Source organism: Enterobacter sp. FW301-JW81 (assembly GCF_058788735.1).
The window spans coordinates 422,282-435,407 of sequence record NZ_JBYTBA010000003.1 but is presented as its reverse complement, the minus strand read 5'-3'; the positions used below and the strand labels follow the sequence as shown (position 1 = coordinate 435,407).

At 54.4% G+C, this 13,126-nt stretch carries 19 protein-coding genes; 8 read left to right on the top strand and 11 right to left on the bottom strand.

Features of this window, described 5'->3' with window-relative positions:
• The first annotated feature begins 67 nt into the window (after nt 1–67).
• Nucleotides 68–721, top strand: coding sequence for an isoprenoid biosynthesis glyoxalase ElbB (gene elbB / locus AC3WOK_RS13135; RefSeq protein WP_492354663.1), 654 nt, complete (start codon nt 68–70; stop codon nt 719–721).
• The gene (gene mtgA, locus AC3WOK_RS13130) at nt 718–1,443 is read left to right on the top strand and encodes a monofunctional biosynthetic peptidoglycan transglycosylase (RefSeq protein ID WP_059312164.1); all 726 of its coding nucleotides are present in this window, start codon (nt 718–720) and stop codon (nt 1,441–1,443) included. The genes elbB and mtgA overlap by 4 nt, the downstream gene beginning before the upstream one ends.
• A 39-nt stretch (nt 1,444–1,482) precedes the next feature.
• On the opposite strand, the gene npr is transcribed toward mtgA, so the two are convergent.
• The 11 genes from npr to AC3WOK_RS13075 all read right to left on the bottom strand — a co-directional run bounded on the left by npr (nt 1,483) and on the right by AC3WOK_RS13075 (nt 9,402).
• Nucleotides 1,483–1,755, bottom strand: coding sequence for a PTS phosphocarrier protein NPr (gene npr, locus AC3WOK_RS13125; protein WP_003861872.1), 273 nt, complete (start codon nt 1,753–1,755; stop codon nt 1,483–1,485).
• Nucleotides 1,752–2,606: an RNase adapter RapZ gene (rapZ, locus tag AC3WOK_RS13120; RefSeq protein ID WP_047347692.1), complete on the bottom strand. Its 855-nt coding sequence runs from the start codon at nt 2,604–2,606 to the stop codon at nt 1,752–1,754. Before rapZ ends, npr begins: the two co-directional genes overlap by 4 nt.
• Before the next feature lie 45 nt (nt 2,607–2,651).
• Nucleotides 2,652–3,143 (bottom strand): PTS IIA-like nitrogen regulatory protein PtsN, encoded by a 492-nt coding sequence (ptsN, locus tag AC3WOK_RS13115; RefSeq protein WP_008501443.1) that lies wholly within the window; start codon nt 3,141–3,143, stop codon nt 2,652–2,654.
• 82 nt (nt 3,144–3,225) lie between these two features.
• Complete coding sequence (hpf, locus tag AC3WOK_RS13110; RefSeq protein ID WP_013098943.1) at nt 3,226–3,513, bottom strand: ribosome hibernation promoting factor; 288 nt, start codon at nt 3,511–3,513, stop codon at nt 3,226–3,228.
• 22 nt (nt 3,514–3,535) lie between these two features.
• Nucleotides 3,536–4,969 (bottom strand): RNA polymerase factor sigma-54, encoded by a 1,434-nt coding sequence (gene rpoN, locus AC3WOK_RS13105; RefSeq protein WP_059312165.1) that lies wholly within the window; start codon nt 4,967–4,969, stop codon nt 3,536–3,538.
• A gap of 47 nt (nt 4,970–5,016) precedes the next feature.
• The gene (gene lptB / locus AC3WOK_RS13100; protein WP_025756692.1) at nt 5,017–5,742 is read right to left on the bottom strand and encodes an LPS export ABC transporter ATP-binding protein; all 726 of its coding nucleotides are present in this window, start codon (nt 5,740–5,742) and stop codon (nt 5,017–5,019) included.
• A 6-nt stretch (nt 5,743–5,748) separates the two neighbouring features.
• Nucleotides 5,749–6,303, bottom strand: a complete 555-nt coding sequence (gene lptA, locus AC3WOK_RS13095) for a lipopolysaccharide ABC transporter substrate-binding protein LptA (protein ID WP_024906352.1) — start codon at nt 6,301–6,303, stop codon at nt 5,749–5,751.
• Nucleotides 6,272–6,847, bottom strand: coding sequence for an LPS export ABC transporter periplasmic protein LptC (lptC, locus tag AC3WOK_RS13090; RefSeq protein WP_047347694.1), 576 nt, complete (start codon nt 6,845–6,847; stop codon nt 6,272–6,274). Before lptC ends, lptA begins: the two co-directional genes overlap by 32 nt.
• Nucleotides 6,844–7,410, bottom strand: coding sequence for a 3-deoxy-manno-octulosonate-8-phosphatase KdsC (gene kdsC, locus AC3WOK_RS13085; RefSeq protein ID WP_059312166.1), 567 nt, complete (start codon nt 7,408–7,410; stop codon nt 6,844–6,846). The genes lptC and kdsC overlap by 4 nt, the downstream gene beginning before the upstream one ends.
• A gap of 14 nt (nt 7,411–7,424) precedes the next feature.
• Nucleotides 7,425–8,411, bottom strand: a complete 987-nt coding sequence (gene kdsD / locus AC3WOK_RS13080; protein WP_059312167.1) for an arabinose-5-phosphate isomerase KdsD — start codon at nt 8,409–8,411, stop codon at nt 7,425–7,427.
• 13 nt (nt 8,412–8,424) lie between these two features.
• Nucleotides 8,425–9,402, bottom strand: coding sequence for a calcium/sodium antiporter (locus tag AC3WOK_RS13075; protein WP_047347696.1), 978 nt, complete (start codon nt 9,400–9,402; stop codon nt 8,425–8,427).
• Between the two features lie 227 nt (nt 9,403–9,629).
• On the opposite strand from AC3WOK_RS13075, the gene mlaF reads away from it, so the two are divergent.
• The 6 genes from mlaF to ibaG all read left to right on the top strand — a co-directional run bounded on the left by mlaF (nt 9,630) and on the right by ibaG (nt 13,113).
• Nucleotides 9,630–10,442: a phospholipid ABC transporter ATP-binding protein MlaF gene (gene mlaF, locus AC3WOK_RS13070; RefSeq protein ID WP_047347697.1), complete on the top strand. Its 813-nt coding sequence runs from the start codon at nt 9,630–9,632 to the stop codon at nt 10,440–10,442.
• Nucleotides 10,443–10,449: 7 nt separating this feature from the next.
• Entirely contained in the window at nt 10,450–11,232 is a 783-nt protein-coding gene (gene mlaE, locus AC3WOK_RS13065) for a lipid asymmetry maintenance ABC transporter permease subunit MlaE (RefSeq protein WP_047347698.1), read from the top strand.
• A gap of 4 nt (nt 11,233–11,236) precedes the next feature.
• Nucleotides 11,237–11,785, top strand: a complete 549-nt coding sequence (mlaD, locus tag AC3WOK_RS13060; RefSeq protein ID WP_492354635.1) for an outer membrane lipid asymmetry maintenance protein MlaD — start codon at nt 11,237–11,239, stop codon at nt 11,783–11,785.
• Nucleotides 11,786–11,803: 18 nt separating this feature from the next.
• Nucleotides 11,804–12,439 carry a phospholipid-binding protein MlaC gene (mlaC, locus tag AC3WOK_RS13055; RefSeq protein ID WP_047347700.1) on the top strand — a complete coding sequence of 212 codons (636 nt, stop codon included), beginning with the start codon at nt 11,804–11,806 and terminating at the stop codon, nt 12,437–12,439.
• Nucleotides 12,439–12,732 carry a lipid asymmetry maintenance protein MlaB gene (mlaB, locus tag AC3WOK_RS13050; protein WP_059312168.1) on the top strand — a complete coding sequence of 98 codons (294 nt, stop codon included), beginning with the start codon at nt 12,439–12,441 and terminating at the stop codon, nt 12,730–12,732. The genes mlaC and mlaB overlap by 1 nt, the downstream gene beginning before the upstream one ends.
• A gap of 126 nt (nt 12,733–12,858) precedes the next feature.
• Nucleotides 12,859–13,113, top strand: coding sequence for a BolA family iron metabolism protein IbaG (ibaG, locus tag AC3WOK_RS13045; protein WP_008501458.1), 255 nt, complete (start codon nt 12,859–12,861; stop codon nt 13,111–13,113).
• Nucleotides 13,114–13,126 lie beyond the last annotated feature (13 nt).

Here is a 13,126-nt window from a genome sequence, read left to right as displayed (position 1 = left end):
GTGAAGCATAGCGTTTTAATCAAAATTATTAATGTGCTTCAGCCAGTTGCAGAAAAGGATCGTCATGATGAAAAAGATTGGTGTCGTGCTGAGCGGATGCGGTGTTTACGATGGTTCTGAGATACATGAAACCGTCATTACGCTGCTGGCTTTGGCAAAACAGGGAGCAGAGGTGATTTGCTTTGCGCCAGACAAAAATCAGGCTGATGTGATTAACCATCTGACCGGTGAGCCAATGGCGGAAACCCGTAACGTGCTGATTGAAGCCGCGCGTATCGTGCGCGGTGACATCCATCCTCTTATTCAGGCAGATGCCGCAGAGCTTGATGCGCTAATTGTTCCAGGCGGGTTTGGCGCGGCCAAAAATCTCAGCACCTTTGCCGCGCAGGGTGCGGAGTGTCAGGTCGATCCTCATCTAAAAATGCTGTCGCAGGCGATGCACGCGGCGGGTAAACCGCTGGGCTTTATCTGTATCGCGCCAGCCATGCTGCCTAAAATTTTTGATTTCCCGCTGCGGCTGACGATTGGCACCGATATTGATACCGCAGAGATCGTGGAGGAAATGGGGGGCGAACACGTTCCGTGCCCGGTTGATGACATTGTGGTTGATGAAGATAACAAGATTGTCACCACGCCGGCGTATATGCTGGCGAATAATATCGCTGAGGCCGCCTCCGGTATTGAAAAGCTGGTGGCTCGCGTGCTGGTGCTCACTGAATGAGACGTCAATCTGGCGCAGGCGCATGGGTGAAACGTATTCTCTTGCGCATCGTTCTTGTGCTGGCGGTATTCTGGGGAGGCGGGCTGGCATTATTCAGCATTATGCCGGTTCCGTTCTCTGCCGTTATGGTTGAGCGTCAGCTCGGCGCGTGGCTCACCGGCGATTTCAGCTATGTGGCCCACTCAGATTGGGTGAGTATGGACGCTATCTCACCGTTTATGGGGCTGGCGGTCATCGCGGCGGAGGATCAAAAATTCCCGGAGCACTGGGGGTTCGACGTCGCGGCCATTGAGAAGGCGCTTGCTCATAACGAACGCCACGAAAACCGCGTGCGAGGCGCGTCAACGCTGTCGCAACAGACGGCCAAAAACCTGTTTCTATGGGATGGGCGAAGCTGGGTGCGAAAAGGGCTGGAAGCGGGGCTGACCCTGGGGATGGAATCGGTCTGGAGCAAAAAGCGCATCCTGACCGTGTATCTCAACGTCGCCGAGTTTGGTGATGGCATATTCGGGGTGGAGGCTGCCGCACAGCGTTATTTCAATAAACCGGCCAGCCGTCTGAGTATGTCAGAAGCGGCACTCCTGGCTGCTGTCTTACCTAATCCCATCCGCTTTAAAGCCAGTGCCCCATCAGGGTACGTGCGAAGCCGACAGGCGTGGATTATGCGCCAGATGCGTCAGTTGGGCGGGGAAGGGTTTATGGAGCGCAATAAGTTAATGTAGGGCGGGTAAGCGCAGCGCCACCCGCCTGAATAGCCGACCTTAATCTTCGTCGAACCCTGCGTTAAACAGGGCAATGACCGCCGCCAGCGCTTCCTCTTCCTGAGGGCCGGTGGCTTCTACTTCAATCTGGCGCCCCTTGGCGGAGTCCAGCATCAGCAGCGCGATCACGCTGTTTGCTTCCGCTTCGGTACCTTCGTCATTCCGCAGCAGAACTTCCGCATCGAAACCCTGCATCAGTTCAAACAGTTTCATCGCCGGGCGTGCATGCATGCCCAGCTTATTGGTGATCTCAACGGTTTGTTTTACGGTCATGTTTTACGTTTTTCCAGCGTGCGATGACGGGACTGGACGTTCTTCCCGCGCGAGCGGAAATAGTCGGCCAGCTGTTCGGCGATGTAAACCGAACGATGCTTACCGCCGGTACAGCCAATCGCCACCGTCAGGTAGCTACGATTGTTTGTCTCCAGCATAGGTAACCATAGCTCAAGGTAGCTTCGCGTCTGGTAGATAAAATTGTGAACTTCTGTGTGCCTGTCGAGGAAGGCCGCGACGGGTTTATCCAGACCGGTCATTGGACGCAGTTTCGGATCCCAGTGCGGGTTCGGCAGGAAGCGCACGTCGAAAACATAATCCGCATCAATCGGAATACCGTGCTTGAAGCCAAAGGACTCGAACACCATCGTCAGTTCGCGCTCGCGCTTGCCCAACAGCCGGGTACGCAGCATTTCCGCCAGCTCGTGAACGGACATCTCAGAGGTGTCGACTATCAGGTCGGCACGAGAGCGCAGCGGCTCCAGCAGATCGCTCTCCTCATCGATCGCGCTCTCCAGAGAGAGGTTCTTACTGGAAAGCGGGTGCAAACGACGGGTATCGCTGTAGCGGCGGATCAGGGTATTGCGGTCTGCATCGAGGAACAGCAGCTGAGGTGAAAACGCCTCAGGCAGGTTACTCATCGCCTGCTCAAAAATTTCTGGTGATTCAGGCATGTTGCGAACGTCGATACTGACGGCGGCAGAGGTTTGTCTTTCCGCAAGCGTCCGAGCCAGGTCGGGCAACAACACGACCGGCAGGTTATCTACGCAGTAAAAACCCATGTCTTCCAGCGCGCGCAGAGCAACGGATTTCCCCGACCCTGAACGGCCACTGACAATCATCAGCACCATGTTCCGTTTCTCCTCAGGACAACAGATGTGAAGGCCATCACCTGGTTATGCATCATCCTGATTGCCTTCTGCTTCAGTGATAATTTGATAGAGCTCTTCATCACTTTGGGCCGAGCGCAGTCGGCGGCAAATGGTTTTATCGGCCAGGCGTTTTGCGACCAGCGACAGCGTATGCAGATGGGTTTTCGTCTGGTCGGCAGGAACCAGCAGCGCGAAGAGGAGATCGACGGGCTGGTTATCGATGGCATCGAAGGCGATAGGTGTTTCAAGCTGCACAAACACACCGACGGCGCGCAGGGTATCCTCTTCCAGTTTGCCGTGCGGGATCGCGATGCCGTTGCCGATACCGGTACTGCCCATTTTTTCACGGGTCAGGATCGCTTCGAACACCACCTGCGGCGGCAGGCCCAGCTGTTTTGCGGCCAGTTCACTGATGATCTCCAGCGCACGTTTTTTGCTCTGGCAGTGAACAGCACTGCGGGTACATTCCTGGTTAAGGACATTGCTCAGTTGAAGAGCGGAATCGTTGTTCATCATAATTTCACCTAAGCGCTAACTGTACAAATGGCCTGTTGTGTTTCACAACAGGCCGTCCTGCACCCGTTAACTGCCCGGACAATTAGTGTTGTTTCAGTTTATCTTTATGTTTATTGAGCTGTCGCGCAAGCTTATCAATCAAGCCGTCGATAGCCGCGTACATGTCCTGCCCTTCCGCACTGGCATGGAGTTCACCCCCGTTAACATGCAGGGTGGCATCCGAGATATGAGTCACTTTCTCCACTTTCAACACAATATAGACCTGGTTGATCCTTTCGAAATACTGCTCGAGTTTGGCAAACTTCGTGTTCACAAAGTCGCGTAAAGCCTCAGTAATTTCGACGTTTTGTCCAGTGATGTTGAGCTGCATAGTGTCTTCCTTATCGGTTGTGTCAGACCAGCTGTTTACGCTGGTTGGACGGCGGAATGGATAAAGACTCTCGATACTTCGCAACAGTACGACGTGCCACCATAATACCCTGATCGGACAGCATGGTGGTTAACTTACTGTCACTTAGTGGCTTCGCGGGGTTCTCCGCGGCGATCAACTTCTTCACCAGGGCACGAATCGCCGTTGACGACGCTTCGCCGCCGCCCTCGGTATTCACGTGGCTGGAGAAGAAATACTTAAGCTCAAAAATACCGCGCGGACTGTGCAGATACTTCTGCGTGGTTACACGGGAAATGGTTGATTCATGCATCTCGACGGCCTGAGCGATATCCGCCAGCACCATCGGTTTCATATACTCTTCGCCCTGCTCAAAGAAAGCCTGCTGCTGTTCGACAATGCAGCGGCTAACGCGTAGCAGCGTATCATTTCGGCTCTCCAGACTTTTGATCAACCATCGCGCTTCCTGCAAATTGCTACGAATATATTGATTGTCGGAATCGTTACGCACGCTGGTGCACATGGAGGCATACTGCTGGTTGATTTGCAGGCGAGGGATGCTGTCAGAGTTCAGTTCAACGACCCAGCGGTCATTGTGTTTTCTGACCAGCACATCCGGGATCACGTACTCGGGTTCGCTGGTCTGGATCGACTGACCGGGGCGCGGATCGAGCGACTGGATCAGATTCACCGCTTCTTTCAGCACGTCTTCTTTCAGGCGCGTGACCCGCATCAGGCTGCGGAAATCGTGGTTAGCCAACAGATCCAGATGATCGCTGATGATGACGCGCGCCTCATCGAGCCATGGCGTCTCTTTGCTGAACTGAGAAAGCTGGATCAGCAGGCAGTCGCGCAGATCTTTTGCAGCCACGCCTACCGGGTCGAAACGCTGGATGCGCTTGAGTACGGCTTCTACTTCCTCAAGCTCAATCTCATCGTCGCCCATGCTTTCGAGGATATCGTCCAGCGTGACGGTTAAATAGCCCGTATCATCAACGGCATCGACAATGGACGTGGCAATTGCACGATCGGTGTCGGAGAAGGGGGTCAGCTCGACCTGCCACATCAGGTAGTCCTGAAGTGACTGGGTGGTTTCTCCCTGATAGACCGGTAGCTCATCGTCCTGGTAGTCTGCACGCGTACCCGAAGGGGTTCCGGCGGTGTAGATTTCATCCCAGCTGGCATCCAGCGGAAGCTCGTCCGGCATCTCTTTTTGTTCGAGTGCATCCGCGGTGTCGAGCGTTTCTGTATCCTGCGACTGCTGGGTTTCTACCTCGTCATGAAGATCGGTTTGTTCCAGCAGGGGATTACTGTCCAGCGCCTGCTGGAGCTCCTGCTGAAGTTCTAACGTGGACAGTTGCAACAGGCGAATTGCCTGCTGTAGCTGCGGCGTCATCGCCAGTTGTTGGCTGAGCCTTAATTGCAAACCTTGCTTCATGTTCAGAGCATTTTTCTCCGGTTCGGCGTTACATTACCTCTACCCTATCAGAGTCTGAAGTCTTCCCCAAGATAGACGCGCTTAACATGATCGTCTTCGAGGATCTGTTGCGGCGTACCGTGGGCGATCAGATTGCCCTGGCTCACAATATACGCGCGTTCACACACGGCCAGCGTTTCGCGCACGTTGTGGTCGGTGATCAATACGCCAAGCCCGCTGTCACGCAGGTGCTCAATGATACGTTTAATGTCGATAACGGAGATGGGGTCAACGCCCGCAAAGGGTTCATCCAGAAGGATAAATTTCGGGTTTGCGGCCAGCGCACGCGCGATCTCAACGCGGCGACGTTCCCCCCCGGAGAGCGCCTGGCCGAGGCTGTCACGCAGATGCTCAATGTGGAACTCTTCCATCAGCTCGTTGGCACGATCCTGACGCTGCTCGCTGGTCAGATCGTTACGAATCTGCAGGACCGCCATCAGGTTATCGTAAACGCTAAGACGACGGAAAATGGAAGCTTCCTGCGGCAGATAGCCGATCCCGCGGCGCGCGCGCGCGTGCAGCGGCAGAAGGCTGATGTCTTCATCGTCAATGACAATGTTGCCGGCATCGCGCGGCACAATGCCAACGACCATGTAGAAGGTTGTGGTTTTACCCGCACCGTTAGGGCCAAGCAGGCCCACAATTTCGCCGGAGTTGACGGTCAGACTGACATCTTCTACGACACGGCGGCCCTTATAGGCCTTCGCGAGGTTTTTTGCAGTTAATGTTGCCATAACGAATTAGTTACTCTTCTTCTGTGCCGGGGCTTGGCCTTTGCCTTTGTCCTGCAGCTGCGACGGAACCAGTACGGTGGTCACGCGTTTGCCTTTCTCGCTGGAGGCCTGCATTTTTTGCTCTTTAACCAGATAGGTGATCTGGTCGCCGGTAATGTTGCTGTCCAGCTGTTCCAGATACGCATTCCCGGTCAGGATGACCAGGTCTTTCGCCAGCTCATAGTGCATATGCGTGGCGTGACCCTTCACCGGCTTGCCGTTGTCCTGCATCTGGTAGAAAGTTGCCGGATTACCATAGCCATCGATAATCTCTTTGCCCTGCTCGCCACCCGGACGGGTAACGACCACTTTGTCAGCGTTAATTTTAATGGTGCCCTGGGTCATGACGACGTTACCTGTAAAGGTGACGACGTTGCCCTGCATATCGAGAGACTGGGTGTCGGACTCGATATGAATCGGCTGGTCGGTATCGCCCGTTACAGCAAGCGCGGGGAGACTGGTTGCCAGCATCGCGCTGGCGATAATTACTTTAAGGCTGAGTTTGTTTGTTTTGAATTTCATAGGAGGTTCTAACCTTTTCAATCAGCTCGGCGTTTTTGCTGCGTAAGTTCCCGCGCATTCTTAAACCGCTGGAATTAAATGTTGTGCCATACAGTGTGACCAGATCCTGCGACGTCACGTCCTGGGTCACCAGGTTGATCTGGGCATTATCCGTCGTAATTTTTCGCAGTTGCGAGTCAGCGGTCAGGGCGTTGACTTCAACGTGGCCATACAGATAAAGCATACGGTCATTTGTTAGTTTTGCCCGATCTGACTTAATTGACCACGTCGGCACTTTGTCTTTATCAAACGTGGTCATGACAGGCTGGGTAAACCACGAAATACCGTCATCTGAAAAATATTCAACATGCTGGGCAATCAGGCGATAGTTCAGCGCGCCTTCCGGGCTATAGACCACGGTGTCGCTGTGATCGCTTTTATAAGTTGGATCGTTAGTGTTGATCGCTTCCGTTTGCGTATCGTCGCGATCGGCAAGGTTCACGCCAATCAATACCAGTGCGACAAGCGAAAGCAAAATGATAATCCAACGTCTGGTTTTACTCATATCGATTGCCCTTTGGCCTCATCAAGCTTGCCCTGCGCCAGCAGGAGCAGATCGCAGACTTCACGGACGGCACCACGGCCACCGTTGATGTGGGTAACGTAGTCCGCGCGCGGGATCAGCAGCGGATGCGCATCGGCAACGGCAATACTCAGCCCGACTTCAGCCATCACTGGCCAGTCAATCAGATCGTCCCCGACGTAGGCCACGTTTTCCGGCGCGATAGCCAGTTTACCCACTAAATCATTGAATGCTGCCATCTTATCGGATTGACCCTGATACAAATGGGTAATGCCTAAGGTTTCACAGCGGTCTTCTACCAGTTTAGCTTTCCGCCCGGTGATGATAGCAACCTCGATACCCGAGGTCAGCGCACAGCGGATACCGTAGCCGTCGCGAACGTTAAACGCTTTTAGCTCTTCACCGTTATTGCCCATATAAATCAGGCCATCGGAGAGAACCCCATCCACATCCAGAATCAGCAGGCGAATATTCTCCGCCTTTGCCATCATCTGGGTGCTGACCGGACCATAACAGGTTGCAAGGGATGCACCCGCATTACTCATTGTCTTATCCTTCATTACACTACGCCTGCGCGCAGCAGATCATGCATATGTACCACACCCAGCAACTGGTCGCCATCGGCAACCATAACGGAGGTGATATGACGGGACTGCATCAGGTTCAGCACATCCACTGCCAGCGTACCCGGACGCACGCGAATGCCGCCGGGCGTCATCACATCGGCAATGCCCAGCGTGCGGACATCGACGCCCATGTCGAACACGCGGCGCAGATCGCCATCGGTGAAGATCCCCTGAATTTTCATCAGATCGTCGCACACGACCGTCATACCCAGATTCTTACGGGTGATTTCCAGCAGCGCATCGCGCAGGGAGGCCGCTTTACTGACGTGGGGGATTTCATCGCCGGTGTGCATAATATCGTTCACCCGAAGCAGCAGCTTGCGCCCCAGCGCGCCACCCGGGTGGGAAAGCGCGAAATCTTCCGGCGTAAAACCGCGGGCTTCCAGCAGCGCGACGGCGAGCGCATCGCCCATGACCAGCGCAGCGGTGGTGCTGGAGGTCGGTGCCAGACCCAGCGGGCAGGCCTCTTTGGGAACTTTAACGCACAGGTGAATATCGGCCGCACGCGCCATGCTACTTTCCGGACGGCTGGTCATGCAAATAAGCGGTACCTGCAAACGTTTCAGTACCGGGATCAGCGCCAGGATTTCATTTGACTCACCGGAGTTAGACAGCGCGATGACGATATCCTGCGGCGTGACCATACCCAGGTCCCCGTGCGCGGCTTCCCCAGGATGGACAAAGAAGGACGAGGTTCCGGTGCTGGCAAACGTCGCCGCCATTTTGCGTCCAATGTGGCCGGACTTACCCATCCCCATCACCACAACTTTGCCGGCACAGTAGAATATCTTCTCACATGCCTGACTAAAATCCTGATTAATGTACTGATCTAACTGCGCCAGACCTTCACGTTCAATCTCCAGAACGTCTTTGCCTGCTTTCTGAAAGTCAAAACCCGGCTGCAATTCTATTTGCGACATAATGCGTTTCCGTTTACCCAGAGAGAAGAGGCGAGAGCCAGTACAGCATCGCCATCCATACGATAAATCCACCCGTCAACAGCGCGCCTGCGCCTTTGCCAATCTGTCGTTGCCGCCGCCAGCAGAGCAGGGCAAATATCACGCTGACCAGCAGCATCACGCCGTAATCACGCGAGAACGCCAGGGGGTTAAAGGGCCCTGGCGTAATCAGGGCCGGCAGGCCCATCACAATGGCGATATTAAAAATATTGGAGCCGATGATATTACCAATGGCAATGTCATCCTCACCTTTCCGTGCCCCCGCAATGGCCGTGGCCAGCTCCGGCAGGCTGGTGCCGATGGCAATAACCGTCAGGCCAATGGTCAGTTCACTCATCGCGAAATAGTTCGCCAGCACCGTCGCGTTATCCACGACCATGCGCGTTGCCATCGGCATGATGATCAGCGCAACGCCAAGCCAGAGCAGGGCAACAGGCAGCGTGCCTTCTCGCGGAAGTTCGGCGACCTGTTCACGCGTGAGGCTATCCTGACCCTGCTTTTCCGCCAGACGGGCGATTTTAACACTATACAGCAACCAAATGACGGCCAGCGCCAGCAGGAAAATCCCGTCGCTGACGCTCAGTTCGCCATCATAAAATACGCATCCTGCCAGCAGGCTTACGATTAACATTAGCGGCAATTCACGGCGCAGAACATCAGAATGCACGCGAAATGGATGGAGCAGTGCCGCCAGGCCCAAAATCAATAATATGTTGACGATATTGGAGCCAATCGCGGTGCCTACCGCCAGATCTAACTGGCCGTGCAGCGATGCCGTGACAGAGACGATGATTTCAGGGAGTGACGTTCCCACACTGACAACGGTCATCCCGATGACGACAGGCGGTACGCCAGTCAGGCGGCACAGGATAGATGCAGCAAACACTAAACGGTCAGCACTGTAGACCACCAAAAGTAAACCAATTATTAACAGTGCTGTTGCTAAAAGCATCAAAAGTCCTTTCTTCAGGTATACTCGTCGGTCCATCGCACGGGAATGGCTGGACTGTATACAGTCTGAGGCGTAACGAATTCCTAATTTTGACTTTATGCGCCGGAAAAGTAAAACAAATGCCAGCTTTCGCTAACCTCTCCAGCCAATATTCTGTAAAAATGTGGGGTTTAGGGCTGATTTAAGCTTCACGCTTCGCATGAAGCAGGGCAAGAAAGGAACCGTAAATGAGCCAAACGCTGGCGAATATAGTCGATGTCCGTGGAGTAAGCTTTTCTCGCTCCAACAGATTGATATTTGATGATATTTCGTTGACCGTACCGCGTGGCAAGATCACTGCCATCATGGGGCCGTCCGGGATCGGTAAAACGACCCTGCTGCGCCTTATTGGTGGGCAAATCCCACCTGATAGCGGTGAAATCCTCTTTGATGGCGAAAACATCCCGGAGATGTCACGCTCGCGCCTGTATACTGTTCGCAAACGTATGAGCATGCTCTTTCAGTCAGGGGCCTTGTTCACTGATATGAACGTTTTTGATAACGTGGCCTATCCGCTGCGCGAACATACCAGCCTGCCGCCTGCGTTGCTGAAAAGCACGGTGATGATGAAGCTTGAGGCCGTCGGTTTGCGGGGGGCGGCGAAACTGATGCCTTCGGAACTCTCCGGCGGTATGGCGCGCCGCGCCGCGCTGGCGCGAGCCATTGCATTAGAACCCGATTTAATCATGTTCGACGAACCGTTCGTTGGGCAGGATCCCATCACGATGGGCGTGCTGGTGAAGCTCATCTCTGAACTGAACAGCGCGCTTGGCGTAACCTGCATCGTGGTTTCTCACGATGTACCGGAAGTATTGAGCATTGCCGATTACGCCTATATCGTGGCGGACAAAAAGATCGTCGCACACGGTAGCGCTCAGGCGCTGCAGGAAAATTGCGATCCGCGCGTGCGGCAGTTCCTCGACGGTATTGCCGATGGCCCGGTGCCGTTCCGCTACCCGGCGGGCGACTATCGTGACGATTTACTGGGAATAGGGAGTTAAGCCACTCATGCTGTTAAATGCGTTGGCCGCTCTCGGACACCGTGGCATAAAAACCATCAGGACGTTCGGGCGTGCCGGATTGATGTTATTCAACGCGCTGTTCGGCAAGCCGGAATTCCGTAAGCACGCCCCTCTGCTGGTGCGGCAGCTTTATAATGTCGGCGTGCTGTCGATGCTCATCATCATCGTTTCCGGCCTGTTTATCGGTATGGTGCTTGGGCTGCAGGGCTACCTTGTGCTGACAACCTACAGTGCGGAAACCAGCCTTGGGATGCTGGTGGCGCTCTCGCTGCTGCGTGAACTGGGGCCGGTTGTGGCGGCGCTGTTGTTCGCCGGGCGCGCGGGGTCGGCATTAACGGCTGAAATTGGCCTGATGCGTGCGACCGAGCAGCTCTCCAGCATGGAGATGATGGCGGTCGATCCGCTGCGTCGCGTGATCTCTCCGCGTTTCTGGGCTGGCGTGATCTCTTTACCGCTACTGACTATTCTGTTTGTCGCCGTGGGTATCTGGGGCGGTTCGCTGGTTGGCGTCCACTGGAAAGGCATTGATGCCGGTTTCTTCTGGTCCGCCATGCAGGACGCCATTGACCTGCGAATGGATCTGGTTAACTGTCTGATTAAAAGCGTGGTATTTGCCATTACGGTCACCTGGATTGCCTTGTTCAATGGTTACGATGCCATCCCGACGTCGGCAGGCATTAGCCGTGCAACTACACGTACCGTCGTACATTCGTCGCTGGCCGTACTGGGTCTGGATTTTGTGCTCACCGCACTGATGTTTGGGAATTGAATTCATGCAAACGAAAAAAAATGAAATTTGGGTCGGCATATTCCTGCTACTGGCGCTGCTGGCCGCGCTGTTTATCTGCCTGAGAGCGGCGGATATCACGTCTGTGCGTACCGAGCCAACGTATCGCATCTATGCCACCTTCGATAATATCGGCGGGCTGAAGGCCCGTTCACCGGTCCGTATTGGCGGCGTGGTGATCGGACGCGTATCTGACATTACGCTTGATGAGAAAACCTACCTGCCACGCGTCGCGATGGATATCGAAGAGCGTTACAACCATATTCCGGACACCAGTTCCCTTTCAATCCGGACTTCGGGCCTGCTGGGCGAACAATATCTGGCGCTTAACGTCGGTTTTGAAGACCCTGAGCTGGGAACGACTATCCTTAAAGACGGTAGCGTCATCCAGGATACGAAGTCCGCGATGGTTCTGGAGGATATGATTGGTCAGTTCCTTTACAACAGTAAAGGGGATGAGAAAAAATCCGACGCTGCCCCTGCGCACAGCGAAGATCATACCAACGTCGCACCGACACCTGGCACGACGAATTAATTTCAGGAGAAGTCATTCATGTTTAAACGACTGTTAATGGTTGCCATGCTGGTCATTGCCCCTCTCACCGCGGTGCATGCTGCGGATCAGAGTAACCCGTACAAACTGATGGACGAAGCGGCGAAGAAAACCTTCGACCGTCTTAAGAACGAACAGCCTAAAATTCGTGCTAATCCTGATTACCTGCGTGACGTCGTTGATCAGGAACTGCTGCCGTATGTGCAGATCAAATACGCGGGTGCGCTGGTGCTGGGCCGCTATTACAAAGACGCGACCCCTGCGCAGCGTGACGCCTACTTTGCCGCGTTCCGTGAATACCTGAAACAGGCTTACGGTCAGGCGCTGGCGATGTACCACGGTCAGACCTACCAGATTGCGCCTGAGCAGCCGCTGGGCGATGCGACCATCGTGCCTATCCGCGTGACGATCAACGATCCTAACGGTCGCCCGCCGGTTCGCCTGGATTTCCAGTGGCGTAAAAACAGCCAGACCGGTAACTGGCAGGCGTATGACATGATTGCCGAAGGGGTAAGCATGATCACCACCAAACAGAACGAGTGGAGCGACCTGCTGCGTACCAAAGGCATTGATGGCCTGACCGCACAGCTGCAGTCCATTTCTCGTCAGAAAATTAGCCTGGACGAGAAGAAGTAATGTCACAGCAACTCAGCTGGTCGCGTGAAGGCGAGACATTAAAGCTGTCCGGTGAGCTGGATCAGGATCTGCTGAACCCCTTGTGGGACAAACGCCATGAAGCCATGCAGGGCGTGACGCTTATCGACTTAAGCGACGTCACGCGGGTAGATACGGCAGGTGTTGCGCTGCTTGCCCATCTGATTGCCGAGGGGAAAAAGCAGGGGGCTAGCGTCACGCTTCACGGCGCGAGCGATAATGTGGTTACCCTTGCGCAGCTCTACAATCTCCCTCAGGACGTACTGCCTCGTTAATATTTTCAGTGCGTTACTTCTGAAAGCCCTGACTGTTTCATCGTCGGGGCTTTTTGCTTGTTTAAGACGACGCCACTTTGCTCTAAGATGTTGGGCTTGTTTTCACTATCAGATGATTAAGAACCCATGGAAAATCATGAAATCCAGACAGTGCTGATGAATGCACTCTCCCTTCAGGAAGCCCACGTCACTGGCGATGGCAGTCACTTCCAGGTTATTGCTGTGGGTGAGATGTTCGACGGTATGAGCCGTGTGAAGAAGCAGCAGGCTGTGTACGCGCCGCTGATGGAATATATTGCGGATAACCGCATCCACGCCCTGTCGATTAAAGCGTTCACCCCGCAAGAGTGGGCACGCGATCGCAAACTAAACGGTTTTTGAGCTGAGGGCGACA